Genomic DNA, 26,575 nt, shown 5'->3' with positions numbered 1-26,575 from the left:
CAAAGGTCAGCAGTTTGCCATGCAGCTTTATAAAAAGAAAGAAAGGACTAAGCCTCTTCTTCTGTTGCCGAGCGAAGCTTATTCATTTGCTCAAACATTGCTTTGGTATAATCCACCAGCTTACTGACTTCTTCTTTATCTTGGTTTAACCATTGTAAGATGCCAGCCAGTTCATTTTGCAAACCAATGTCACCCGCTTTATTAAACGCCTGTTTCAAGTCGTCATTAAATGGCGCTATTTTCTCAGCAACTTCTTTTTCAGGGGCTGGTTTATATTCTTCATAGCCTTTAATCGCTGCTACTGTTTTGGTTTGTTTCAGATCCATCGTAAAGCCAACGAGTTGCTCGTTACCTAAGTTAAGCTCTTTAGCTTGTTCAAAGGCATCTTCTAATGAACCAGAGAAGAATGTTTCGCTAACACTCTGCAAATCTTCCATCAATTCATTGATAGCTTGCTGCTCTTGCTCATTTAAATCACCATTGACCGACATCGAGAATGATAAATCTCGTGATTGCGAAGACTCACTGACAAAGGCTTCGTTGTCGCCATTTTTGCTATAACTGCTTGCAGACTTACTTTCGTATGCATCAGCAAAGCTAATACTTACTTCGTCACCTTCAGCGGTGGTGAAAGTGTACTCTGCGTTATTACTTAAACTGATGTATTGAGCTTGGCTTACTGAAACCGCATTAGGTTTAGGATTGAACAAGTCTTCTTCTAATTCATCAATACCTTTAAAGATACCTTCTTTAGACTTTTCGATACCCTCTTCGATGTCATCGTTAAGAATACCTGACTCTTTAAGCTCATCATACGCATCGTCGATGCCCATTTGCACACCTTTACGTGCATCACCTAGCATGCCTTTGAGTTTTTCATCATCAGCACCATCGGCTTTTGCTTTACGAAGTGCGCCGCCAACAAAGTCGAGTACGTTTTTCACGATCTCTTCAAAGTCGAACAAGGGTTTATCTTTTTTCTCTTCGGCTTTAGGTAAACCTAGTGCCTCAGCAAGTTTATCATCAAGAACTTTTGCCGCGAGCTCTCTGCCGCGTTGCTGATAACTATCTTGACGATTTTGAATGGTAGGCTGCTGCAGTGCCTGTTTACCATTGTATTTATTCACATTTGTATTAGGCATATAGCCTAGGTTGCCAATTTTCATGATCCGACTCCATGTTATGGTTAACTCATTATCGGCCAAAAACCACAAAACTTAAGTTTTTTGTATAAAAAAACGACACTAAAATAAATAACAAAACTAGACAAATCCTCAGCGCTCCCTACAATAGCGCCGTTATAAAGCTAAGAGATAAAAGGTAATCAGCCATGGCGGTTATAAAAATTGATACAACTCAATACGATGCACAATTGAGTGAGAAAGAGCAGCGCATCACCTCACAGTTTCGACGTTTTGGGGTCGAAAAATTAGAAGTGTTCAGCTCTGATCCTATTCATTACCGCCAACGTGCAGAGTTTCGTGTTTGGCATGAAGGTGAAGACCTGTTTCACATCATGTTTGATCAACAAACTAAAGAAAAGATCCGCGTTGATGAGTTTGACCCTGCAGCACCTTTAGTGGGTGAAGTGATGCAAGCGATGATCGAAAACTTAAAAGGCAATGAAGTTCTGCGCCGTAAGCTGTTTCAAATCGATTACCTTTCAAGCTTAAGTGGTGAGATCCTTGTTAGCTTGTTGTATCACAAACAACTAGATGAGCAGTGGCTACAAGCAATTAAAGAGCTTAAAGCAAAACTGAGCACACAGTTTAAGATTGATTTTATTGGTCGTGCTCGTAAGCAAAAAGAAGTGATTGGTAATGACTATGTTATCGAGCGTTTAAACGTAAACGGTAAAGAGCTTATTTATCAACAAGTCGAAAATAGCTTTACGCAACCGAATGCTAAAGTAAACATCAAGATGCTAGAGTGGGCACAAGCCCTTTGCCAACCACTCAATAATGACTTACTGGAGTTATATTGTGGGAATGGTAACTTTTCGATTGCTCTTGCAGGCTCATTCGACCGCGTATTAGCCACTGAGATTTCAAAATCATCGGTTTACTCAGCGCAATACAATATCGCACAGAACAAGGTTGAGAACTTAGATATCATTCGTATGTCGAGTGAAGAGTTCACCCAAGCAATGAAAGGCGAACGTACTTTCTCTCGTTTAGATGGTATAGACCTGAAAAGCTATAACTGCCAAACAATTTTAGTGGATCCACCACGTGCAGGCATGGACACGCTAACGTGTGACCTAGTTGCGAACTACGACAATATTATTTATATCTCGTGTAACCCAGATACCTTAGAGCGTGACCTTGATCACTTATGCAAAACCCATGAAGTAAAACGTTTTGCGATTTTTGACCAATTCCCTTACACCCACCACATCGAATCAGGTGTGTTTTTACAACGTAAATAAAATCAATCTGCCAGCGCAGCAAATAGCGCTGGCAACTGCTGCTCGCTGTATACAGCTATATTATTGTCGGTTAACAGCTTTGCAGTTAATCCCATCCCTGAAATTTTCTTTCCTGAATGACTACCATCGTAAATAGTATTGCGACCACATGAAGGGCTTGATTCTTTTAACAGCGCATAGCGAATGCCCTGCTTTTTGCAAAGCTTAAGTGCTTGTTCTGCGCCATAAGCAAACTGTACTGTGACATCTTGTGCATCTTTGGTAAGTACTCTACCCGCTTTGATTTCTGCAGGCGGCCTTGGTGTAGGTAAGCCACCAGCTACTTCAGGGCAGAATGCAACGAGCCTTCCTTGCTGTTTAAGAGTTTCTAAACCAGGATGGAGTAAATTTTGCGATTGCCCGTCATAACGAACAGGATTTCCTAACAAACAGCTTGAAACTAATAGTTTTTGCATTTGCTTTACCAACAAAAAAGCTCCGCGAACGGAGCTTTCTATTAAATTCAACTAACTAAGCTTATTTATCAGCTAGGTAGTTAATTAAGTCTGCCATGCTCTTCGCATCGCTAATACCTGAATCCGCACCTAGGATTACACGGTATTTACCATTAACAATAAAAGTTGGAACGCCTTTTAAAGCACCTTTTTGTTGGTAATATTCTTGGTCGCGTTTCATCTTAGACGCCATAGTACGTACAGAGAAGCTGTTGTAGTACTTATCAAAATCTTCAGCCGACACACCTTGTGAAACAAAGATGTCTTTCATATCAGCTAGTTCGTTAATACGAGCACGCTTACCGTGAATATGATTAAACACAGCGGCTACTAACGCGTCTTTCTGTGGTAACACATTAGCCGTCGCATAACCTTGCGCTAAGATAGTCTGAATTTCTGGGTCACGAGGACCTGAAAAATCAACATGACTCTTTTTGAATTTAACGCCATCTTTAAGAAGTGTTTTAAGCTCTTTCACTACTGGCTCGAAGTTATTACAGTGTGGGCAGTAGAATGAGAAGAACTCTTTTACTTCAGGCTTTTTAGAAGCGCGTGCATCAATCGTTTCATAATGCTTACCTTCTTCATATTGAGCAGCTGAGGCATTTGCCGCTAAACCTAGCGTGGCAGCCATTAATACAGCTTTTACTAACTTGATCATTACTTCTTACTCCAAAATTATTGTTTTAATAAAAATTCGACTAACTCATCAAGCATCTGCTGGCTCTTGATGGTGTTTAAATTAATTTTATATTTATCATTGACGATAAAAGTTGGTACACCAGTAAGGGCGCCCATATCTGAATATTTTTGCTGCTTATCTTGCATCGCTTTTTCAGCACTAATCACTGGCATGCTTGCAATTTCAGCGTCAAACACATCGTTGCTAATACCATTGGTCGCAAGTAATGCTTTCACGTCTTTTATATCTTTTAGTAAAGCGCGCTGTCTGTGGATGCTATTAAAGATTTGATCAGCAACTTGCTCACCTTTGCCATGTTGCTTAGCAATTAAGTAGGCATAGCTTAAGTTACTTTGCGTTTGCTTAGATACACCACCTAAAAAGTTAACATGGCTTTTTACAAATTCAGTCCCTTCAGGAAGACTTGCCGTTAATGCTTTTGCGACCGGTTCAAACTGAAAACAGTGTGGACAATAAAACGAAAAGAACTCGGTTACTTGAGGTGTTGCACTTTTCTCAACTTTTAATACTTCGTATTGATTGCCTGCTTCGAAATCAGCAGCAAGGGCCGCAAAAGGTAAACATAAAATGAGTAGACTTAACTTTAATTTTTTAAACATTGTTTTCTCGTCTTTCTTAACTTTAAAAATTTATGGTAATAATTTTAATGGTGCTTCCTGTAGCGCTGCAAGCTGTTCTTTTAGCGCTAGTATTTGCTGCTCCCAGTATTTGTCTTCAGCAAACCATGAAAAGTTCCGTGGGAACGCAGGATCATCCCACCTTTTTGCCAACCACCCCATGTAATGCACCATTCGCATTGCTCTAAGTGGTTCAATCAACTTTAATTGGCTGTGATCAAAGTCGCAAAATTCTTCATAAGCAGCCACTAAGGTGTCTAACTGTAACAGTTGGTTGTTACGATCGCCACTGAGCATCATCCAAAGATCTTGAATTGCAGGCCCTTGTCGGCTGTCATCTAAGTCAACAAACATTAACGCGTCACCAGACCACAATATATTACCGGCATGGCAATCGCCGTGCAGGCGGATGGTTTCAACATTTTTATACTGCTCTGTGGTTTCTTTAATCACCAAATCTAAAATAGTATAAAAGGCGTTCTCTAATGCCATTGGCACCAAGTTACTTGCTTGTAACTGAACTTTAGCTGTCTGAAGGTATTCTTCGCAGCTGATCACAGGCCTATGTTCAAATGGCTTTGCCTTAGCTACTTGGTGCATTCGCCCAATTAAGCGGCCAAGTACATCGAGTTGATCTAAATTATCAACTTCAAAAATGCGCCCGCCCACACTTGGGAATAACGTAAACAAATAACCATTATGCTCAAATAAGCTTTGCCCTTCGATAATTACAGGCGCAACAACCGGCACTTCAGCCTCGGCAAGCTCAAATGCAAACGCATGCTCTTCTAAGATTTGCGCCTTACTCCAACGCTCTGGTCGGTAGAACTTAACAACATAACGATGGCCATCTTCTGCTTTAAATTGATAAACACGGTTCTCGTAGCTATTTAAGGCCAGCAGACCTGATTCAGCATAAACACCGATACTTTCAACTGCATCTAAAATTGAATCGGGTGTAAGGTCTACAAAACTAAATTTACTCATAATGCCTCATCATATAAAAAAAGCGGGAAAATCCCGCTTTTTATTCATTCGCTCAGTGTACTTAATTATCGCGCCTTAAAGAAGTTACTCGGCTGCGAAATCTGCACATCTGGCTCACCATCGACAGAAAGTACGAACTCAAACTTCGTCATGGGCTTTTTCAAATCATAAGGATCAACAACTAATGACAGTGGCACATTATAAGATTCACCAGAAGGTACTGTGAATGTTTGTTTGCCGATGTACTCAAAGTTATCGAGTCCTTCAACACGAATGTTAAAGGTTTGCTCATGTTGAGCTTTGTTAATTACTTTTAGTGTATAGGTGTTTTCGACTAAACCATTAAAGTCAACACGATATAGCTGGTTACGGTCACGAATAATATCGAGCTCCATCGGTTTGCGCATCGCAATATTTGCTACTAACGCCCCTGATAGCACGACTAAGATAACTAAATAGCCAATTAACTTAGGGCGCAGTGCATGTGTTTTGTTGTCTGGCGTTTCTAAGTTACGCTCGGTGGTATAGGAAATGAGCCCGCGTGGGTAATTCATTTTATCCATCACCCCATCACACGCATCGATACATGCACCACAGTTAATGCACTCGTATTGTAAGCCGTTACGAATATCGATCCCCGTTGGGCAGACCTGCACACATAAGTTACAGTCGATACAATCACCTAAGCCGAGCTCTTTTGGATCTTGCTTACGTGAACGAGGACCACGGCTTTCACCACGTGCTTCGTCATAGCTCACGGTAAAAGTATCTTTATCGAACATAGCTGACTGAAAGCGAGAATAAGGGCAAATGTGTAAGCACATAATCTCGCGCATCCAACCGGCATTACCATAGGTACACACAGCAAATACGGCTAGACAAATATACGAATACGCGGTTGCATCAAGGGTAAACAGATCAGGCAGTAGCTGACGGATTGGCGTAAAGTAACCTACAAAAGTAAATGCGGTATAAAGCGAGAATAACCACCAGCTGCCGTGTTTAGCACTTTTGCGCCAAAACTTATCAAAGTCCATTGGGCGTTGATCTAGTTTCTTACGTTGATTTGCGCTGCCTTCGAATTTTTCTTCAAACCAAATAAAAATGAAGGTCCAAACGGTTTGCGGGCAAGTATAGCCACACCAAACCCGTCCATAGAAAGTAGTTACTAAGAACAAGGCAAACGCCGCCAACATGAGAATGAAAGCAAGGATAGTCAGATCTTGTGGCCAAAGCGTTAAACCAAAAATGTTAAACTTTTGCCCTACCAAATCGAACAACACAGCTTGTTGGCCATGGAAGTTAATCCAAGGTAGTAGCATAAATGCAAGCATGCCGACAAAACCAATTCGTTGTCTTAACAATTGGTGTAAACCTGTTACAGCTCGAACATAAATACGGTTACGTGGATTAAATCTATCATCGAGGGAAGCGTTTTCCGGTTTCTGGATTTTTACTTCCGTTGGGATATTTTTAACCTTAATCTGTTTATCCATTAAAATTCCTCAACGCCACTAGGAAATAATACTCAAACATATGTTTGCAGTAAGAGATTCTCTGTGCCAATAAGCAAATCAGAATACATCTCATTACGTTCAAAGATTTCTGAAACTTTAAATCTATAGAGCATTATACTCAATCTATAGAAAATTTCAGGGATTGATCGAAAATACGACGTTTTAATTATTTAATCTTATCTGCTTGCTTTTAAAACGACCATTTTATTAAACTTGCACCTATACCGTATTTATTTAGATCAAAGATTATTGTGCTATGAAAAAATTTCTTATTTTAGTGCTTATTATTTTAGCACTTTTCACGATTGATCATCCTTTGATCAAAGAGCCAAGAGAAAGGTTACTAGGTGAAGGCGTTAGCCTTATTTCTGATGCCAGTAAAGTCAACCGAAGTCCTGCGGCAAATATGGCTAAGAATAATATTAAATCACAGCTGAATTTATCTAATTCAGAGCTTGAGTATATTGAAGAGACATTTACCACTGACGATAAACTACAAGTTTTTCACTTACACTACTGCCGTGAAAAAGATATTAACTTATATTTTTATGGCGAGCGCTTAAATCGAGTATGTAGTATTGTCTCGAACGCACTTGAAGAAAGGCTAAACAAGTAATGGACTTTTCAGCTTTAAACAAAAAAACCAGCGACTCGTTTGCCAAACAGCGCAATATGTTAAAAAAGCTGGGTAAGGGGCAAACCTTATACTGTGAAGTATGTAAAGGCGCCCTTACCTTAAATTTGAAGACTGATCAGCCTGGTAAAGGCGTTGTAAGCTGTGCCAAAGGTTGCACAGACATTCTTTTAGAGCTGGGTTAGTTCCAGCCCTCATCATTATATAGCTGGCTATTTACAGCAACGACTTCAATTAGCTCAGCAAAGCCAGCGGCGAATTCATTCATAACTTCATACTGCTGCTGGCATAATTGCCCTTCAGATAAACCATTATCAGTTGCAAGGGCTGCGATATCGCTACTTTCAAGGGTAAAAAAGCCTAAGCTTTGCAGTGCACTAGCCAACGCCTCTTTAAGCTCATCAGCTAACTGTGGCGCGCTTAATAGCTTGTTAACGTAGCCTTGTGCACCATGCATAAAGCCTTGGCTCCAATGCTGACATTCTTGAATGTCTAAGTATTGCTGCCCTTGAGAGCTCAACTGTAGGCTCACAGGTAATGTAAAACCCGTTTCGAATACTTGTTCGCTGATCTGTTGATATAAAGCCATAAATGCAAACAGCACTTGCTCGTCCATTTTCCCATCAGAGCCAGGTGCAACCTCTTCTAACCACTGATGAACATCAAGCGGCTCAGGAGCACAGATCACCGCAAATAAGTAGCCTTGGGTTTGCGACAAGCTAAGCGCATCTTGATGCTGCGCTAAAAACTGACTTAAAAGCTCACTTTGCTGCTTTGAAAACTCAGGTAATTGCATACTGTTCGATTAATCCAATTTAAAAGTTAAGCGGATAGCGGCCTTCGTTATCAGGACGACCAAGAAACTTAGCTGCATCATGCACTTCTTTTGGTAAGCTTGCTTCAGGTTTAATATAACCAGCTACTTTAAAGTCTAGATTCGCTTTTAATACTGCATCAGCTTCAAGCCCTAAACGGTTTTCTGGGTCAACAAGCACTGCTACATCACCGGATTTACAGCTTAAACGACCGCTCAGAGGACCAATGCTAAACCAGTTGTTCATTCCTTTAACATCAATGTTCGGGCTCGCGATTTCGCCGCTTAGGCTTTCACAGTAAGGCTCGCCTGAGCTGTACTCATCTAAATCTACAATCACACGACCTTGCGCACTAACCGGCAAAGGAAGTTGTAAACGCTCCATAGCACGCTCAACCGTTAAGCGTAACATCGTCTTTTTCACAGTGATAGCTTGGTTAAAGAGACCATATGAAAAATCAGCATGGCCTGAAATATCCGCTTTATCACGAGGATCCCCAAAGCGTACCGTACCCACTAATTTACCTGTGAACAGTGACCAGCCCGATAACTGCCAACGCACATTATTTAATTGCTCACCATCAAAACGTACCTGCATAATGCGGCCGTCCCATAGCGTGCCACTGGCTTTACCTAATTGTAATTGCTTTGGTAAATGCGGCTTGGCTAAATCAAGTGCAACGGCAGCGGGTGTTTTTACCAGCGTAAACACCAAAAAACACATCACAAACACTGTGATTAATAAAATAACTCTTTTCATCGTTTACTTCTCTAGTACCAAACGACTTACACGCACAAAGCCTGATTTGTCATCTTTACTTAAATCTAAATTCTCGATTAGCACGCCATGAGAATTAACCAGTTCATCAAGCCATTCAACGAGGTTATTAAACTCAACAGAGTCAATGGTTAAACGAAGTGAATTGTCATTTGGCTGCATTTTACTAATGATAATTTGATAACGATTGCGGGTGCTATTAACGATTTGGCTTAAGCTACGGCTGCTCGTATTACGCGCGTTACCACTCGCTTTAAGTTTAACAATACTTTCATCAACCCACGCTAGCAGCTCTTGCTGTTTTATTGTGTCTTGCTCTGCTTTTTCGATAGCAGCGTTAAGTGGACGAAAGACCCCCATAACCAGCACAAAAATAACAAACACACCACCTGCAACCATTACAAGTTGCTGCTCTTGTTCTTTTAACGAGCGCCAATAATTGATTATTTGGTTTTTCATGCCGCACCTCGTAACTTAATTTCACCAACGACAAAATCACCATCATTATTTAGCGAGCCTTGATCTACGGTTAAGCCACGCTGCTCTAAAATTGCTTTTACTTTACTAAATGACTGGAAATCTTTGCCGCGCGCACGAATACGTAATTCGTTACGACCTTGATCATAGCGAAGCGTTTCTGGTGTGAAATCTTTTACTTCACTAAAAATCGCAACCAGATCGTTAGTCAAATCTAAGAAGCCAGCTGTACTGCCACTTTCTATCAATGCAAGTTCGCTGCGAATTTGGCTACGAATAAGCTGAGGACGCACTTTTTTATTTGGAAAAGCACGCTGATAATTAGCAACCACTTCAGCTTTTGCGGCTTCAAGCTGGTTATTTAACTTATAAAGCTCAAGCGACTTAACACCTACACTGCAAACTAATGCAACACCTGCTGCAATAGCTGCTTTTTGCCAATAGCCCCACCAAATTGCTGATTTCTTCTTAAGCTGATAAACACCTTGGCGAAGGTTGAATTTCACCTCAGGTAACTGCTTAGCAAATAAGGCTAAAGGTAAATCGTATTGCTGCGTTTGAGCACTAAGGTTAACCGTATCAGGAAAAGCCGTTGCAGGGCTAAAGTGTGCAACATCAGGGTTACCTAATGCTGTTAAATAGCCAGCAAGCCAACTTGTCTCTACAGCGGCAATATGCCAGTTACCCTGCTTACATAGCCACTGACCATTAAGCTCAATAGCGCGTAACTGAGTGTTGTCATCGACATCAGGTAACAATAAAGCATCCGGCAGTATTTTATATACTTCGATGCCATGCTCATTAAACTCAGCCAGCCATTGCTCAAACCATTCACGATCGGTCATCGCGATGTTAATCGCGTGCTTCTCATCAATAAGTGTTGGCTCTGCAATCGCTATGAATAAGTCATCAACATCACAGGCTATTTCTTCTTCTAGCATGTAAGGAAGTGCTTGCTCTAACTTGCGGCTCCACTTGGTTGGCAATGCGACCGTTTTTAGTTGTACTTGATCACTTGGTAGTAGTACAACCACTTCCCGTGATTGTGCTCTCTCTGTTAGCTCACCAAGTTGTGTTGCATTGGCAATTTCGCCGCTAGCAATTATTTCTTGTTCTGTTGGTGAGTAAATTAGCCAGTTAAGGCTGTCTTTTAATGTTTGACCCGTACGGATCAACAATATCTCTGTCACTGTACGCCTCCAAATTTTCGCGCCAGTATCGTTACTGTACCATTAGTGGCATGGAGTAAGGTGGTCATCGAAAAACGCAGTTCTGCAAATTCAGCCTGCGTTTGTAGTTTAAAATATTCACTGTTGATACTGAATAGGTCTTCAACGGCTTTCACATTTTGTGCGCCTTGTTGATTAACCTCTTCAAAAAATGCTTCTAAATCATCATAACCATCTTGAGGACGTGATGATAATACCGCTTCAGCGCCTGAAAGACTTAAGCCATCAATAAGCGAGCTTAATATAATGGCGCTTTCTACAGGTAGTGTATTAACGTTTATTTCCAATAACTCACTACCTGGAATAACACACACAAATGGTAAAAGTTTCTCCATAACGAGTGGGTTAAAGCCTTTTACTAAACGAAGTTCTGAGGTCGAAGCAAAATAGCTATTTGCCGTCATATATGGGTATTGTCGAGATAAATACTCATCTTCTTCTGCACCTGAGCGATAGGTAATACTATCAGCGTCTAACCAATCAAACACGCTATCGGCCATGGCTTCTTCAGACTCATCTGTTGGTAAGTCTTCAATATTTTCTAATAATGCCAACAATGCCTTATGTGCTGGGTTCGTTTTATTATTTGGATCCGTTTGTTGATCAGGCTTTACATGCAATGCATTTAAATTCAAACATGCTTGTAAGTCTGTAATTGTGCCACTTAAGGTACCATTATCAACAGGGTAAGGGACCCCACCCTGCTGCGCCCAGACCTGCTCTAAATGCGTTTTATCAGGATCATCTTTTTTAGTTTGTTTTAGTGCTTTAATTGCCAGCTCTTCAGCTGCAAAGGCATACCATTTAGCCTGTTGATGGTTTTGAATATTGCTGCTACGCTGCACTTGCACCATTAAATTAGCACTCATCTCAACGGCTAACATTGCAGCCAGCGCCACAATAAATAGCACAATAACAAGCGCAGCACCTTTAGAACGTTTAATAGTAGTCATAGCTAACCACCCGTTCCGTTATTATTACCATTATTTGCTTGGGCAGTGACTTTGCCTTCACCTGGCACTAAAAACACGCGACGAATGGGTTCTTGTTCTATTTTTTGAATTGTAACTGCCACCGCTTTTGGCAGTGCTTTAATTTGCCACTGTTCTTGCCATTCGTCTTTATCATCTAAAAATTCAAATTTAAGATCTTCAATATCTTCCAAAATAACTTGTGAACGCGGCTCCATGTTATCTAGTTGATCAACATACACCCGATACACTCGCTCAAGCTTGTCATCGATAACGCGATAACCAACCGCTTGCAGTTCAGAACGCGGCAGTAAGTTAATTGGGTTAACCCAACCATCACGAACAAAACCAATGCCATCGTATTGGCTATCAAGAACATAACGACCAGCTAACACATACGTGTCTTGAAAATCACCGGCTTCGTTTCGCACCTGACGTTTAGTCATTTGACTAAAATCTTGGTCCATCAAACGAAATAAGGTTTGAAAGCCATTTAACTCAGCAATTGTCTCGTCTGAGGCTTCTTTTGCTTTGGTTGTCGAATCCAGTATTTGATGGGTCGATAACACCACAAAGGCTAAGATGCCCATGGCGACAATCACTTCAAGTAAGGTAAAACCGCGTTGCTTCACTACTTATCACCTTTATTCAAATAAGTAGAAAGCTCATAAACTGGGTATTCAAGCTTTTCATCGGCGAACACGTTAATGGTGACCTTTACAAAGGTTTTATCAGCAGTAGGAACCACGTCCTGACGCCAATACCATTCAAAACCAGCGAGCGTTTCAGTACCTTTAACGCCATTTTTGCCTGTCCATTTATCGCCTTTGGCGCGTTGCTCAACCATTACGTTCTCAGCAACCCAAGAAGCATAAGTTTGCTCTTCAATCGACGAAAGATGATTAATATGCTCACCGGTTGCCTGCATTGCGGCAATACCGGCCATTGCACAAATAGCCAGTGCAACCATCACTTCAAGTAAGGTAAAACCTGCTGACTTATTCATTATTCAGGCTCCATACGAAACTTTACCGGGGCCATAAATTCGCCTTCGATAAAATACTGAGGTTCACGCTCTTCTTTAAGCTCGTAAACCAATTGAAACGCACTGACTTCGCCAGAAGATAAAATAAGTACCTGCGGTATTTTGAGCTTTTGAAGCTCAAGTAGGCTGTCTTCGTCACCACCGCTCATTAATTCGCGCCAGTTTGACTGCTCTAGTAAGTTATCTTGTGCCCAGGCTAAATCATCAAGGTTAAGAGTGAGCTTAAAGCGCTCATCAACCTTAATTGGGGCAAACAATTTTTCACGGTCAAACGTAACCCACTTATCACCGTCAAAAACTAAAAATTCAAATGTATCTTGGTCAAGATGAAAACCCAGCTCAACCTGATTTAAAATCGCAAACTCTGACGCCATATTAATCGTAGTATGTAATCTGAGCGCTTGTTTTTCGAGTTCTTCTTCAGCACCACCATCAAAACTGTAGGCAACCATTTTGGTGACAAAACCAATCACCACGAGCACCATTAATATTTCGATGAGGCTAAACCCTTTCGCGTGCTTAGCACGGCCAGCCAAACGCAAACGACCAAGGCTTACCATAATAGTAAGCCTTGATGTGTATAAGCTTTGTTCAGTTGGCTGAATTTAGGCATTATTACTTTTCTTCATCCCAGTTACCGATGTCATCATCAGTACCTGCTTCACCGTCAGGACCCATTGAGAAGATATCAATTTTACCGACTTCTCCTGGGCTGATTAGCTGGTAAGGGTTACCCCATGGATCTTCTGGTAATTTCTCAAGGAAACCGCCATCAGGAAAACGTCTTGGAATTGGCTCAATACTTGTTTTATTTACTAGCGCTTCTAAGCCTTGCTCTGTGGTTGGATACGCTTTGTTTTTAAGCTTGTATAAGCTTAACGCATCTTCAATTTGTTGAATATCTAGGTGTGCTTTATCGATTGCAGCTTCTTCTTGCTGACCCATGATATTTGGCGCCACAATTGACATGATCATACCGATGATAACCAGTACTACCATGACTTCTAGTAATGAGAAACCTGACTGTTTGTTCACAAAAATACCTCTAACTTTCTTCAAAAATTTATTATAGAGCGGCAGTGTTAGCTGCTAATTGCTCTAGTGTTCCCTAATTTAAAGACCTACAGCCTTATTCATTGCCATAATCGGCTGTAGTATTGCCATAACAATAAACAATACAATTACCGCCATTGAAGCAATCATCGCGGGCTCTAATAGTTTCAGAGACACGTTTACCATGCTCTCAAACTCACGATCTTGGTTATTTGCAGCACGCTCAAGCATTTGCTCAAGTTCACCTGATTTTTCACCACTGGCTATCATGTGCAGCATCATAGGTGGGAAAAGTTTGGTTTGCTGAAGTGAAGCACGAAGACTCGCCCCTTCACTCACACGTGTTGCAGCATCTTGCACTGACTTTTTCATTTTTTCGTTAGCCAGTACACCACCTGAGATACGCATCCCTTCAAGTAGCGGCACTGAGCTTGACGATAAAATACTTAAAGTTCGAGCAAAACGCGCCGTATTAACACCGCGTGCTACCTTACCAATGCCCGGTAAATACAGCACTTTTTCGTCATACCAGTAACGAATATGCGGCTGCTTAAGCGCTTGCTTAATGGCCACAGCTAACACGGTTATAATGACTAAACTAATAAACCAGTAGTTTTGCACAAAATTACTGGCGGCCATTACCCATTCGGTAGTCCAGGGTAATACTTGTTTTGATTTTTCGAAGGTCTTCAGGATTTTTGGTACCACAGTACCTAACAATACAGAGACAATCGCAATAGCAAATACCACCAGAATAGTTGGATAAACCATCGCCTGTGTGATTTGACTGCGCATATGCTGACGTTGTTCCGTGTAATCAGCTAAACGATTTAAAACTTGGTCTAGGTGACCTGATTTTTCACCGGCTGCCACCATGGCACGATACAAATCATCAAATACATGCGGAAATTCACTCATGCCATCTGCTAAGGTATAACCTTCAACAACCTTTGAGCGCACAGCCATAAGCATTCGCTTTAAACGCGGCTTTTCACACTGCTCAGCCACCGCCATGACAGCCCCTTCAACAGGTAATGCTGACTGGATTAAAGTTGCGAGCTGGCGAGTGATTAATGCTAAATCTGAAGTCGAAATTTTTGGTTTAAAGAAGCTACCAAATAGAGAGCCCTTTGCCCCAGTCGCTTGCTTTTCACCTTCTGCAGCAGCAACGACTTCTAAAGGCATTAAACCTTGATCGCGCAAGGTTTGGCGGATTTGCTTTACCGTATCAGCTTCAAGAATGCCTTTTTTCTCTTTACCTCTGCCATCGAGGGCACGGTATTCAAATGCTGCCATGATTAACCTTCCTCACGTGTTACACGCAGGACTTCTTCTAAGGTAGTGCGACCTGCAAGTACGCGATTACAGCCATCTTGGCGAATACTTGGGCTATGTTTGCGAATGTATTTTTCAACACTTTGTTCGCCTTTACCGCTGTGGATCATTTCGCGAATTGTTTCATCAACAACCAGCAATTCATGAATACCAGTACGACCGCGATAACCATTAAAGTTACACTCTTCACAACCAACTGCACGATAAATTGTTGGCGGCTCAGCAGGATTAACACCTAATAACTGGCACTCGCGCTCATCAGCAATGTGACCTTCTTTACAGCTATTACATAAAGTACGTACAAGACGTTGTGACAATACACCGAGTAACGATGATGACAGTAAGAAAGGCTCCACGCCCATGTCTTCCATACGCGTGATAGCACCAGCAGCTGTATTAGTATGCAGTGTTGACATAACCAAGTGACCGGTTAATGACGCTTGCACACCAATTTGTGCCGTTTCAAGGTCACGGATCTCACCAACCATTACTACATCAGGATCTTGACGAAGGATGGCACGTAAGCCTCGGGCAAAGGTCATATCTACCTTGGTATTAACCTGAGTTTGACCAATACCTGGGATCTCGTACTCGATTGGATCTTCAACAGTAAGAATATTGCGGTCTCGTGAGTTGATTTGGCTCATCCCCGCATACAAGGTGGTACTTTTACCAGAACCCGTAGGACCGGTTACTAAGATAATACCGTGCGGCTTACTGATTAAATCAGCAAACAATTCACGGTTACGCTCAGTCATACCTAAATCTTCTAGGTTTAGGCGCGCGTTGTTTTTATCAAGTAGACGCAATACAACACGCTCACCAAAACTTGATGGCATTGTCGATACACGCACATCAACAGCACGACCAGCAATACGTAAACTAATACGACCATCTTGCGGAATACGTTTTTCAGCAATATCTAGCTTTGCCATAACCTTAATACGCGACACCAGCAGTGAAGCGAGTTTGCGGTTCGGCTTTAACACTTCTTTTAATACGCCATCAACCCTAAAGCGAATTACCAGCTCTTGCTCAAAGGTTTCGATATGAATATCTGAAGCACCTTCTTTGATTGCTTCGCTGAGCATTGCGTTGATCAGTTTGATGATTGGTGCATCGTCATCACCAGCTAGTAGATCTTCAGTTTGCGGTAATTCATCTGCAAGCGAGAATAAATCAACCTCGTTACCGATATCTTCCATCATTTGCTGTGTTTCAGAGCTATCACGCTGATAAGAAGCCTCAAGCAACAGCTCAAATTTGTCATCAGGTAATTGTTCTAGCGAAAAACCATGACCCGCAATACGGCGTACTTCAAGTAAAGCATCAACATCTAACTCACCGCGGTAATACACAGTCCAGTTATCCTGATCTTTACTCAATAATACGCCTGTACGACGCGCGTACGAGAATGGCAAACGCTTGGTTGGCAAGCTAACAAGATCATCACTTGTTAGCAGCTCATCATGACTTGCCGGCGCTTCTGACGCTAACTCATCATTGATTTCTGTAATTGCATTAGTCATCGTTGCGCTCATTCGCGTTTTGTTGTTTTAGGTACTCTTCGTACGTTGGCGGTAATATCAAAGCATCATTCCATTCAGGAAGAATTGGTGCATCCGTCAACGGCATTAAATCAATACCATCTTCTTTTTGTTTGTGTTGTTCGCCACGAATAAAGTTATATTTCGAGTGGCTCAATTTATTCATGCTGATGCCATCGCGAACAATCGTAGGACGAATAAATACAATTAGGTTACGCTTACGCTTACTCGTGCTGGTTGAGCGGAATAAATGACCAAGTACCGGAATATCACCTAATAATGGTACTTTAGAGACACTTTCTTGCACGTCTTCATCAATCAAGCCGCCAAGTACAACCATGCCGCCATCATCAGCCATAACCGTGGTTTTAATAGCACGTTTGTTTACTGAAATATCAACCGCAGTCGCACCACTTACACTCGAAACCTCTTGCTCAATAGTTAATTGAACTGCTGAGCCATCATTGATCTGTGGTGTTACTTTCAGTTTCACACCCACTTCTTGACGTTCAACTGTTTGGAATGGGTTAGCGTTATTTGAGCCTGTTTGCGAACCTGTGATAATAGGTACTTCTTGACCAACAATCATTGATGCTTCTTCGTTATCCATGGTCGTTACAGACGGCGTAGCAAGAATATTAGAGTTAGTGTCCGTTGAAACAGCTTGGATAATTGCACCCCAGTCATTTTTAACAATACCCATAGCTAGACCATTAATACCACCAAGTAGTGACGCAAGTGCTGTTAAGTCACCTTCTTGTGTTTCAGAGGTACTTGTTACAGTGCCAGTTTCAGTACCGACTACCGTGCCTTCAATCGTTTTATCACGCGCTTGTTCAGCAGCAACAGCTAACGAACCAACAGGTACTGTGGTGCCATTGTTGAACTGCATCATTCCGCCTTGCTCTGAAATCCACTGTAAGCCTAAGTTGATACCATCGGCTTCTAACACCTCAACGATAATAGCTTCAACTAAAACCTGAGCACGACGAACATCAAGACGTTCAATAACTTGCTCAAGCGAACGCATGGTGTCAGGCTGTGCAGTGATTACGAGTGAGTTTGAATCTGGGTGTGCTTCAATGCTTGTTTCGTTTTGATTACGTGAGCGAGTTTTTGTTGCACCGCCTTGCGCGTCTTCTGCTAATGTCTTGCTTACGCCCTGCAATACTTTTACAAGGTCTTCTGCTTTGGCGTAATTAAGATAGATAACCTTAGTATTACCTTGGTTTTCTAGCTCACCATCTAAACGGCTAATCAATTCAACAGCACGTGTACGCGCTTGTGCTTCACCACTGACAATCACACTGTTAGTACGACCATCAGCAACAACTTTAGGGATTAAAAACTCAGGAACACTCCCTTTGCCGCCATCTTTGTAAATATTCTCAACAACAGACACTACATCGTCAGCGGTAGCAAATTTAAGTTTGACGATATCAACACGCTTATCACCGGCTTGGTCAACCGAACGAATGATTTCAACTAAACGGTTAACTGACGCGGCATGACCGGTCAACATCATCACGTTTGCTGCATTGAAGTTAGCAACGTGGCCGCCATCTTTTTGATCACTAAATTGACGAACTAGAGGGCCAAGCTCTTGTACGCTTACATTTTTAACACGTACAACACGTGTCACCATCATATCGCCACTGGCTTGGTTATCTTCAGTGATCAGCGGTACGTTCGACTTTTTAGCGTCAGAACTTTTTTCAATTTTGATAATACCGTTATCCATCTCTACAGCTGAATAACCATAAACCTCAAGTACATTTAAAAAGAACTGGTAATAAAGCTTCTCGTCCATTAGCTCGTAACTGCGCACATTGACTTTGCCGCGCACATTCGGGTCAATAATGACGGTTTTATTTAGATTTTTACCAACGATATTAATAAATTCATTAATATCAGTGCCTTTAAAATTAGCCGCATACTCAACAGCAGATACTGAAAGCGATAATCCTGTTAATAAAAAAAGCGCTGCATATTTAGCTAACCCTTTTTTGATTTTTGTGAGGTGTAGCGCGTGAACCATTCTATAAAAACTCCAAAGCTAGTTATTGCAGGCTAAATTGCACATCAATTTGCTCACCATCGCGTTCGATAGTGATACTTGCGTCAGTACTATTTCGTAATTCGTTTATTGCTGACATTGCCTGTTTTAAATCATTTAATTGATAGCCATTAATCGCAATAGCTAAATCATTGTTCATTAATCCCATCTGCTTGAATAAAGCAGGATCTTTACCTGGGCTTAAGCGATAACCCACTAACTCGCCATCAACCATCGCTTGAGAGACGCGAATGTAGTCAAATAGTTTACCGGGATCGTCTAATACTTCTTCACGCGTTTCGATAAGAGCTTCTTTTACATCTTCATCTTCAGTCGCATTTATTTCATTATTTTCGACAAGCTGAGGGCCTGCGGTTAATTCTGACTCTTTGCGCTCCGCCAATACAGGCATAGAGACTTTTTTAGTAAAGTCGAGGCCATCCAGCATTAAAGTTTCAAAGCGGCCGCTTACATCTAAAATTACTCGGTCAGGTAATACTTGAGCAAGCTTGGCACGAGTGCCTTTAATTGCATCATCGACAACATAGGTTTCTTGCTTGCCTTGAGATTCAATAATAGCAAGACCCGCTTGATCATTTTGGCTGACCGCAACAATACCAGTTAGGTTAATACTTAGACGTGTTTCAGGGGCGTTGTTAATGACTTGATTTTGTTTCGCGGCAGGTTTTTTAGTTTCGACAACAACTTTGCCGAATAGATTTTGTTCAATAATTTGGCGAGAGCTGACTGTCTCAACTCGTTTAGCCATGCTGTTAACACCGGTTACTGGCAGTGCTCTTGTATCGGGTTCTGGCCACACAAGCCAAAACAGCTTAGATGACAAAAAAGCAATGTAAACAACAACTAACAGCACTACAAATGCACTTAGCTTGGCATGAGGTAAGCCGTTTAAAAACTGTTTAACTTGTTGTAAGTGTTGATCCATAAACTCTATTTCTTATTTTAATTTACTGCTTGATAGCTGGCCTATAGTACCTTTTCATTTTTCATTCAACAAGCGCACGTATATTAAACTTTGTAAACAAGGTAATTTCGACAAACAGGGGCTGCAAGGAATAACTATGACTATTTCTTTGTGATTAAGTTTCATGGTAAATTTTGCCTACATATAAGCAGCTTTAAAAGAGCACAATTGTGTCAAAAGGTAACACTCAAAAGTCGCAAGACAAACAAGACGAATTAAGCGTGCGCCTTGATAAATGGTTATGGGCTGCCCGCTTTTATAAAACCCGCTCAATAGCACGAGACATGGTGCAAGGCGGCAAAGTACATTATAATGGACAACGTACCAAGCCCAGCAAAATTGTCGAAGTAGGTGCAGTGGTAAAACTGCTACAAGGGGTCGACGAAAAGGTTGTGACAATCGAAAAGATCCTTGAAAAACGTCAAGGTGCCCCCATTGCACAAACCTTATATCAAGAAACTCAAGCTAGTATTGAAAAACGCGAAGCAAATGCTATCGCCCGTAAGAACAACAGCTTCTTTGCTCCACATCCTGATCGTAAACCAGATAAGAAGCAAAGACGTGAACTGTTAAAAATGAAATCAAGTTAGGTAATGCAACTCATGCAACAAGATTTACTTCATCGTTATATATTTGATCAGCTCGATGTACGTGGCGAACTCGTACAAATTGAAAACACTTATCAAGAGATGATCGCAAACCATAATTACCCAGCACCTGTGCAAACCTTATTAGGTGAACTACTTGTTGCTACCTGCTTATTAACAGCTACTTTAAAGTTTGAAGGCGAAATTGCCGTTCAACTACAAGGCGACGGCCCTGTTAAATATGCGGTAATTAATGGTGACGATAAACAAAACATGCGAGGCATCGCACGTCTACAAGGTGAAGTAACCGGTAGCTCAATAAAAGACTTAATTGGTAATGGCTATATGGTTATTACAATTACGCCAACAAAAGGTGAGCGATACCAAGGTATTGTACCGTTAGAGCACGATAGCTTAGATAAATGCCTTGAAAACTATTTTGAGCAATCGGAACAGTTAAAAACACGTCTTTGGTTTGCGACTGAAGTAACAGCAGACACAGCCAAAGCTGCAGGCTTATTCTTGCAAGTATTACCTGTAAATAAAGACAAATCAGTTGAAGACTTCACTCACCTTGAAGCGATCAGTAACACGATTAAAGATGAAGAGTTACTAGGTTTAGATGCCAATACTGTGCTGACTCGACTTTACCATGAAGATAATCCTCAGTTATTCGAACCACAGTCTATTAGCTTCCGTTGTGGCTGTAGCAGAGACAAAACAATTGCTGCATTAGTAAATGTAGGTCAAGACGAATTACTTGCCGACGTGCAAGCAAATGGTGAAGTAAAAATTAGCTGTCATTATTGCTTAAAAGAATACATCTTTAACGAGCAAGATATTAAAGCCATATTTAATTAATATACCACAATAAATATTATTATATTAAAAGCCGCCATCAGTGCGGCTTTTTTATTAAAAAAAATATCAAAACTAATGATACCGGTGTCATGAAAAAGCGTCATTTTATGACACCGGTATCATTGAAATTATTCATGTTTTTTGCCAAATATATGCCTTTTTAAGCCCTTCAGACACTCGAATATCCCTAATCCTTCTGTTACTATTATTTTAGCAAAAGGGAAAACTAAGAACCCCAGAGCTATCCCGTTCAATCTCTCACAATTTAGGTATAAACATGACTGCAAACGCTACTAGTTTTGTTGATCTTACAGCAGCTGAACTTGTCGAACACGCTATTCGTCGTGGCGAAGGGACTCTAGCCGCTAATGGTGCTTTTGTTGCTAAAACCGGTGTACGCACTGGCCGCTCTCCAAAAGATCGTTTTATTGTTCAAGAGCCAAGCACTGAAAACGAAATCCAATGGGGCAACGTAAACCGCCCATTCGATGCAGACAAGTTTGATGCGTTATGGGCCCGTGTAGAAGAACACGTGAAAAGCAACGACCACTTCATCTCTCACCTAGAAGTTGGCGCTGATCCTGAGCACTATCTACCAGTTGTAGTTACAACAGAAACTGCATGGCATCATATTTTTGCCAAAAACATGTTTATCGAACCTCAAACATACAATACTGCTGACTTCCCTGAGTGGCAGGTAATGAATGTACCTTCATTTGTATGTGACCCAGAGCGTGATGGCACTAACAGTGACGGCACTGTAATCATTAACTTCGCACAACGTAAAGTACTACTAGCTGGTATGCGCTACGCAGGCGAAATGAAGAAATCAATGTTCTCTGTACAAAACTTTTTGCTTCCTGCAAAAGGTGTATTACCAATGCACTGCTCTGCAAACGTAGGTGAAGCAGGCGATACTGCGTTATTCTTCGGTCTATCTGGTACAGGTAAAACAACATTATCTGCAGATCCTACTCGTTTCCTTATTGGTGATGACGAGCACGGTTGGGCACCTGGTAGCGTATTTAATATCGAAGGTGGTTGTTACGCTAAATGTATCGACCTTTCACAAAAGAACGAACCAGTTATTTGGAATGCGATTCGCTTCGGTACCATCTTAGAAAACGTGGTACTTGACGAAAATCGTGTTCCAGATTTCCATGATACAAGCCTGACACAAAATAGCCGCGCAGCTTACCCGCTAGAGCACGTTGAAAAACGTAAAGTAGAAAACCGTGCTGGCGAGCCAAAAGCGGTTGTATTCCTAACATGTGACGTGAGCGGTGTATTACCACCAGTTTCAGTACTAACTGAAGAAGCTGCTGCATACCACTTCTTAAGCGGTTACACAGCAAAAGTAGGTTCAACTGAAATCGGTTCAACAAGCGACATCGAGTCTACATTCTCAACATGTTTCGGTGCTCCGTTCTTCCCACGTCCTGCTGGCGTTTATGCAGAGCTTCTAATGAAGCGTGTACGTGAATTCGGCGCTAAAGTATACCTAGTTAACACAGGTTGGACAGGTGGCCCTTACGGTACTGGTCAACGCTTCGATATCCCAACAACTCGTGCTGTAGTTGATGCAATCGTATCAGGTAAACTTGCTGATGTTGAAACGCAACACATCGACGTACTTAACCTAGATGTACCAGTTGCAGTTCCAGGTGTAGATAGCCAACTTCTTAACCCAATCAACACATGGGAAGATAAAGAGAAGTACGCAGAATACGCGAACAAACTAGCTTCTGACTTCACTGAAAACTTCGCTAAATACGATGTTTCAGAAGCAATCAAATCAGCAGGTCCAAAAGCTTAATAACAAGCTTACCTTCAGATTAGAAAACGCCAGCTAAATGCTGGCGTTTTTGTTTTTGGGGTATAAGTTAGAAAGAGTAAAGTTAGCGAGGGGAAAGTTTAGGGTCTGGCGTAGGTTGGGTAGAGCGGAGCGAAACCAAACACATCACAGAGCTATCAGCTTTCAGCCGTCAGCTATCAGCCGCGCGGTGGAGGTGTTTGGTGCTGCGTCTTCCTCTGCCGGGGGTTCTAGGCTCTAGGCTCTAGGCTCTAGGCTCTAGGGAAATTGTACTTATAGGAATGGCTTAGCCGTGAATGTGTTTGTAAAGGTCTGAATTCGGCACTGAAGTGCCTCCTACGCGGATTCTTGCTGAGGGTGACACAGTACTAAATAAATCCACCGCTCAACTGACGTCTGAGATACGCATCACGTAGGAATGGCTTTAGCCATGAATGCTTATGTTATGGTCTAAATTCGGCACTGAAGTGCCTCCTACAGGGTTTGTTGCTGAAGGAGACTCTGTACAGGACAACCCCACCGCTTAGCTGACATCTGAGATATGCAATGGCTTTAGCCGTGAATGTGTTTGTTATGGTCTAGATTCAGCACTGAAGTGCCTCCTACGAGGTTTTGTTGCTGAGGGTGACTCAGCCCGGTAGATCAACTAACACCTATTATCTGACGTCTCTTGTGTATTTGGCACTGAAGTACCCCTACGGGGTTTGTTGCTGAGGGTGACTCAGTTACCTAACAACCCGGTAGATCAACTAACATCTATTATCTAACGTCTCTTGTCTATTTGGCACTGAAGTACCCCTACGGGGTTTGTTGCTGAGGGTGACTCAGTTACCTAACAACCCGGTAGATCAACTGACATCTAATATCTAACGTCTAACCTTCTCATCACGTAGGAATGGCTTTAGCCATGAATGTGTTTGTTCTGGTCTAAATTCGGCACTGAAGTGCCTCCTACGGGGTTTGTTGCTGAGGGAGTATCTGCACTAAACAACCCCACAGTTCAACTGACGGCTGACAGCTGATAGCTGAAAACTGAAAGCTCCAGACGCAAAAAAGCCCGACTCTTTCGAATCGGGCTTTCTCTTATTTGGAGCCTGGCGATGACCTACTTTCACATAGCAGCTGCTACACTATCATCGGCGCTGTTTCGTTTCACTACTGAGTTCGGCATGGGGTCAGGTGGGTCCAAAACGCTATTGTCACCAAGCAAATTTGGTTTAATTCGCTCATCTGAGCAAATTAATAAATCTGGAATTCTGATATCAAGTAAATGTCTACTTTAGTAACTTAACTTCTGTTCGTTACGCTGTCATAAAACGCGTTTGGCGTTGTATGGTTAAGCCTCACGGGTAATTAGTACAGGTTAGCTTAATGGCTCACACCACTTCCACATCCTGCCTATCAACGTTGTAGTCTTCAACGGCCCTTCAGAGACTTTAAAAGTCTAGTGAGAACTCATCTCGAGGCCTGCTTCGCGCTTAGATGCTTTCAGCGCTTATCAGTTCCGAACGTAGCTACCGGGCAGTGCCATTGGCATGACAACCCGAACACCAGCGGTTCGTTCACTCCGGTCCTCTCGTACTAGGAGCAACCCCTCTCAATTCTCAAACGCCCACGGCAGATAGGGACCGAACTGTCTCACGACGTTCTAAACCCAGCTCGCGTACCACTTTAAATGGCGAACAGCCATACCCTTGGGACCGACTTCAGCCCCAGGATGTGATGAGCCGACATCGAGGTGCCAAACACCGCCGTCGATATGAACTCTTGGGCGGTATCAGCCTGTTATCCCCGGAGTACCTTTTATCCGTTGAGCGATGGCCCTTCCATTCAGAACCACCGGATCACTATGACCTACTTTCGTACCTGCTCGACGTGTCTGTCTCGCAGTTAAGCTGGCTTCTACCATTACACTAACCGTACGATGTCCGACCGTACTTAGCCAACCTTCGTGCTCCTCCGTTACTCTTTGGGAGGAGACCGCCCCAGTCAAACTACCCACCAGGCACTGTCCGTAATCCCGATTAGGGACCAACGTTAGAACATCAACACTACAAGGGTGGTATTTCAAGGACGGCTCCACAAAAACTAGCGTTTCTGCTTCAAAGCCTCCCACCTATCCTACACATGTAGGGTCAATGTTCAGTGCCAAGCTGTAGTAAAGGTTCACGGGGTCTTTCCGTCTAGCCGCGGGTACACAGCATCTTCACTGCGATTTCAATTTCACTGAGTCTCGGGTGGAGACAGCGTGGCCATGGTTACACCATTCGTGCAGGTCGGAACTTACCCGACAAGGAATTTCGCTACCTTAGGACCGTTATAGTTACGGCCGCCGTTTACCGGGGCTTCGATCAAGAGCTTCGTCCGAAAACTAACCCCATCAATTAACCTTCCGGCACCGGGCAGGTGTCACACCGTATACGTCATCTTGCGATTTTGCACAGTGCTGTGTTTTTAATAAACAGTCCCAGCCACCTGGTCACTGCGGCTCCCGTCCGCTTAGAGAGCAAGTCTCATCACAGATAGGAGCGTACCTTCTCCCGAAGTTACGGTACAATTTTGCCTAGTTCCTTCACCCGAGTTCTCTCAAGCGCCTTAGTATTCTCTACCTGACCACCTGTGTCGGTTTGGGGTACGATTCGGTATAATCTGAAGCTTAGAGGCTTTTCCTGGAAGTATGGCATCAACAACTTCACACCCTTGGGTGCTCGTCTCGTGTCTCAGTCTTAAGAGTCCGGATTTTCCTAAACTCTCAACCTACTCACTTTCACATGGACAACCAACGCCATGCTTGTTTAGCCTGCTCCGTCCCCCCATCGCAATTATACCAAGTACGGGAATATTAACCCGTTTCCCATCGACTACGCCTTTCGGCCTCGCCTTAGGGGTCGACTTACCCTACCCTGATTAACATGGGATAGGAACCCTTGGTCTTCCGGCGTGCGGGTTTTTCACCCGCATTATCGTTACTCATGTCAGCATTCGCACTTCTGATACCTCCAGCATACCTCCCGGTACACCTTCAACGGCTTACAGAACGCTCCCCTACCACTCAAACAAAGTTTGAATCCGCAGCTTCGGTGCATAGTTTAGCCCCGTTACATCTTCCGCGCAGACCGACTCGACCAGTGAGCTATTACGCTTTCTTTAAAGGATGGCTGCTTCTAAGCCAACCTCCTGGCTGTCTGGGCCTTTCCACATCGTTTCCCACTTAACTATGACTTTGGGACCTTAGCTGGCGGTCTGGGTTGTTTCCCTCTTCACGACGGACGTTAGCACCCGCCGTGTGTCTCCCGGATAGTACTTTACGGTATTCGGAGTTTGCAAAGGGTTGGTAAGTCGGGATGACCCCCTAGCCTTAACAGTGCTCTACCCCCGTAAGTATTCGTCCGAGGCTCTACCTAAATAGATTTCGGGGAGAACCAGCTATCTCCCGGTTTGATTAGCCTTTCACTCCTAGCCACAGGTCATCCCCTAACTTTTCAACGTTAGTGGGTTCGGTCCTCCAGTTGATGTTACTCAACCTTCAACCTGCCCATGGCTAGATCACCGGGTTTCGGGTCTATACCTTGCAACTACGCGCCCAGTTAAGACTCGGTTTCCCTACGGCTACCCTAATCGGTTAACCTCGCTACAAAATATAA

General features: G+C 42.6%; 25 protein-coding genes and 2 rRNA genes (1 of these 27 running past the window's edge). 6 read left to right on the top strand and 21 right to left on the bottom strand.

Going from position 1 to position 26,575, the window contains the following annotated elements; translation table 11 throughout:
• Window positions 1-47: 47 nt before the first annotated feature.
• On the bottom strand, window positions 48-1,166 hold the full coding sequence (locus AADY36_RS01575) for a DUF5610 domain-containing protein (RefSeq protein ID WP_054554859.1): 1,119 nt from the start codon (window positions 1,164-1,166) through the stop codon (window positions 48-50).
• A gap of 164 nt (window positions 1,167-1,330) precedes the next feature.
• Between AADY36_RS01575 and trmA the strand changes: the two genes are divergently transcribed.
• Entirely contained in the window at window positions 1,331-2,428 is a 1,098-nt protein-coding gene (trmA, locus tag AADY36_RS01570; RefSeq protein WP_342408419.1) for a tRNA (uridine(54)-C5)-methyltransferase TrmA, read from the top strand.
• Window positions 2,429-2,430: 2 nt separating this feature from the next.
• Here the strand turns inward: trmA and AADY36_RS01565 are convergent, their stop codons facing one another.
• From AADY36_RS01565 to ccoG, 5 genes are all read right to left on the bottom strand, one after another.
• The gene (locus tag AADY36_RS01565) at window positions 2,431-2,883 is read right to left on the bottom strand and encodes a DUF523 domain-containing protein (protein WP_054554857.1); all 453 of its coding nucleotides are present in this window, start codon (window positions 2,881-2,883) and stop codon (window positions 2,431-2,433) included.
• Between the two features lie 61 nt (window positions 2,884-2,944).
• A complete protein-coding gene (locus tag AADY36_RS01560) occupies window positions 2,945-3,583 on the bottom strand; it encodes a thiol:disulfide interchange protein DsbA/DsbL (protein ID WP_054554856.1) in 639 nt (212 codons plus the stop codon).
• Window positions 3,584-3,600: 17 nt separating this feature from the next.
• Window positions 3,601-4,224 (bottom strand): thiol:disulfide interchange protein DsbA/DsbL, encoded by a 624-nt coding sequence (locus AADY36_RS01555; RefSeq protein ID WP_054564065.1) that lies wholly within the window; start codon window positions 4,222-4,224, stop codon window positions 3,601-3,603.
• 30 nt (window positions 4,225-4,254) lie between these two features.
• Window positions 4,255-5,229 (bottom strand): serine/threonine protein kinase, encoded by a 975-nt coding sequence (locus tag AADY36_RS01550; protein ID WP_054564064.1) that lies wholly within the window; start codon window positions 5,227-5,229, stop codon window positions 4,255-4,257.
• A 65-nt stretch (window positions 5,230-5,294) separates the two neighbouring features.
• Window positions 5,295-6,725 (bottom strand): cytochrome c oxidase accessory protein CcoG, encoded by a 1,431-nt coding sequence (gene ccoG, locus AADY36_RS01545; RefSeq protein WP_054564063.1) that lies wholly within the window; start codon window positions 6,723-6,725, stop codon window positions 5,295-5,297.
• Window positions 6,726-7,002: 277 nt separating this feature from the next.
• On the opposite strand from ccoG, the gene AADY36_RS01540 reads away from it, so the two are divergent.
• Together AADY36_RS01540 and AADY36_RS01535 are read left to right on the top strand one after the other, a co-directional pair.
• A complete protein-coding gene (locus AADY36_RS01540; RefSeq protein ID WP_054564062.1) occupies window positions 7,003-7,362 on the top strand; it encodes a hypothetical protein in 360 nt (119 codons plus the stop codon).
• Window positions 7,362-7,565, top strand: coding sequence for a hypothetical protein (locus AADY36_RS01535; RefSeq protein ID WP_054564061.1), 204 nt, complete (start codon window positions 7,362-7,364; stop codon window positions 7,563-7,565). The genes AADY36_RS01540 and AADY36_RS01535 overlap by 1 nt, the downstream gene beginning before the upstream one ends.
• Here AADY36_RS01535 and AADY36_RS01530 read toward each other — a convergent pair.
• The 13 genes from AADY36_RS01530 to gspC all read right to left on the bottom strand — a co-directional run bounded on the left by AADY36_RS01530 (window position 7,562) and on the right by gspC (window position 19,631).
• Window positions 7,562-8,176 (bottom strand): YecA/YgfB family protein, encoded by a 615-nt coding sequence (locus AADY36_RS01530; RefSeq protein WP_342408418.1) that lies wholly within the window; start codon window positions 8,174-8,176, stop codon window positions 7,562-7,564. The two genes, AADY36_RS01535 and AADY36_RS01530, sit on opposite strands and share 4 nt — an antisense overlap.
• Before the next feature lie 19 nt (window positions 8,177-8,195).
• Entirely contained in the window at window positions 8,196-8,954 is a 759-nt protein-coding gene (locus AADY36_RS01525; protein ID WP_285222147.1) for a type II secretion system protein N, read from the bottom strand.
• Window positions 8,955-8,957: 3 nt separating this feature from the next.
• Window positions 8,958-9,431 carry a type II secretion system protein GspM gene (gene gspM / locus AADY36_RS01520; RefSeq protein WP_054554848.1) on the bottom strand — a complete coding sequence of 158 codons (474 nt, stop codon included), beginning with the start codon at window positions 9,429-9,431 and terminating at the stop codon, window positions 8,958-8,960.
• Window positions 9,428-10,639 carry a type II secretion system protein GspL gene (gspL, locus tag AADY36_RS01515; RefSeq protein WP_055022237.1) on the bottom strand — a complete coding sequence of 404 codons (1,212 nt, stop codon included), beginning with the start codon at window positions 10,637-10,639 and terminating at the stop codon, window positions 9,428-9,430. Before gspL ends, gspM begins: the two co-directional genes overlap by 4 nt.
• A complete protein-coding gene (gene gspK / locus AADY36_RS01510; RefSeq protein ID WP_054564056.1) occupies window positions 10,636-11,631 on the bottom strand; it encodes a type II secretion system minor pseudopilin GspK in 996 nt (331 codons plus the stop codon). The genes gspL and gspK overlap by 4 nt, the downstream gene beginning before the upstream one ends.
• 2 nt (window positions 11,632-11,633) lie before the next feature.
• Window positions 11,634-12,281, bottom strand: coding sequence for a type II secretion system minor pseudopilin GspJ (gene gspJ / locus AADY36_RS01505; RefSeq protein WP_055022236.1), 648 nt, complete (start codon window positions 12,279-12,281; stop codon window positions 11,634-11,636).
• Complete coding sequence (gene gspI, locus AADY36_RS01500) at window positions 12,281-12,655, bottom strand: type II secretion system minor pseudopilin GspI (protein ID WP_054564054.1); 375 nt, start codon at window positions 12,653-12,655, stop codon at window positions 12,281-12,283. Before gspI ends, gspJ begins: the two co-directional genes overlap by 1 nt.
• On the bottom strand, window positions 12,655-13,254 hold the full coding sequence (locus AADY36_RS01495) for a prepilin-type N-terminal cleavage/methylation domain-containing protein (protein ID WP_054564053.1): 600 nt from the start codon (window positions 13,252-13,254) through the stop codon (window positions 12,655-12,657). The genes gspI and AADY36_RS01495 overlap by 1 nt, the downstream gene beginning before the upstream one ends.
• Window positions 13,255-13,309: 55 nt before the next feature.
• On the bottom strand, window positions 13,310-13,729 hold the full coding sequence (gene gspG / locus AADY36_RS01490; RefSeq protein ID WP_054564052.1) for a type II secretion system major pseudopilin GspG: 420 nt from the start codon (window positions 13,727-13,729) through the stop codon (window positions 13,310-13,312).
• A 78-nt stretch (window positions 13,730-13,807) separates the two neighbouring features.
• Window positions 13,808-15,043 (bottom strand): type II secretion system inner membrane protein GspF, encoded by a 1,236-nt coding sequence (gspF, locus tag AADY36_RS01485; RefSeq protein ID WP_054564051.1) that lies wholly within the window; start codon window positions 15,041-15,043, stop codon window positions 13,808-13,810.
• 2 nt (window positions 15,044-15,045) lie between these two features.
• A complete protein-coding gene (gspE, locus tag AADY36_RS01480; RefSeq protein ID WP_054564050.1) occupies window positions 15,046-16,611 on the bottom strand; it encodes a type II secretion system ATPase GspE in 1,566 nt (521 codons plus the stop codon).
• Window positions 16,604-18,667 carry a type II secretion system secretin GspD gene (gspD, locus tag AADY36_RS01475; RefSeq protein ID WP_054564049.1) on the bottom strand — a complete coding sequence of 688 codons (2,064 nt, stop codon included), beginning with the start codon at window positions 18,665-18,667 and terminating at the stop codon, window positions 16,604-16,606. Before gspD ends, gspE begins: the two co-directional genes overlap by 8 nt.
• Window positions 18,668-18,689: 22 nt before the next feature.
• A complete protein-coding gene (gene gspC / locus AADY36_RS01470; protein ID WP_054564048.1) occupies window positions 18,690-19,631 on the bottom strand; it encodes a type II secretion system protein GspC in 942 nt (313 codons plus the stop codon).
• Between the two features lie 206 nt (window positions 19,632-19,837).
• Between gspC and hslR the strand changes: the two genes are divergently transcribed.
• From hslR to AADY36_RS01455, 3 genes are all read left to right on the top strand, one after another.
• A complete protein-coding gene (gene hslR, locus AADY36_RS01465; RefSeq protein ID WP_370316790.1) occupies window positions 19,838-20,260 on the top strand; it encodes a ribosome-associated heat shock protein Hsp15 in 423 nt (140 codons plus the stop codon).
• A 12-nt stretch (window positions 20,261-20,272) separates the two neighbouring features.
• Window positions 20,273-21,118, top strand: coding sequence for an Hsp33 family molecular chaperone HslO (hslO, locus tag AADY36_RS01460; RefSeq protein ID WP_054564046.1), 846 nt, complete (start codon window positions 20,273-20,275; stop codon window positions 21,116-21,118).
• 277 nt (window positions 21,119-21,395) lie between these two features.
• Window positions 21,396-22,934, top strand: coding sequence for a phosphoenolpyruvate carboxykinase (locus AADY36_RS01455; RefSeq protein WP_055199452.1), 1,539 nt, complete (start codon window positions 21,396-21,398; stop codon window positions 22,932-22,934).
• A 1,089-nt stretch (window positions 22,935-24,023) separates the two neighbouring features.
• On the opposite strand, the gene rrf is transcribed toward AADY36_RS01455, so the two are convergent.
• A 5S ribosomal RNA gene (gene rrf / locus AADY36_RS01450) occupies window positions 24,024-24,138 on the bottom strand.
• A gap of 125 nt (window positions 24,139-24,263) precedes the next feature.
• Window positions 24,264-26,575, bottom strand: a 23S ribosomal RNA gene (locus AADY36_RS01445); it runs 571 nt beyond the window's last position.

Origin of the sequence: Pseudoalteromonas sp. D15MCD-2 (genome assembly GCF_038562745.1) — a bacterium.
In the GTDB taxonomy this organism is placed as follows: domain Bacteria; phylum Pseudomonadota; class Gammaproteobacteria; order Enterobacterales; family Alteromonadaceae; genus Pseudoalteromonas.
Note: the sequence above shows the minus strand (reverse complement) of the source record. Positions and strands in the feature narration are given on the sequence as shown.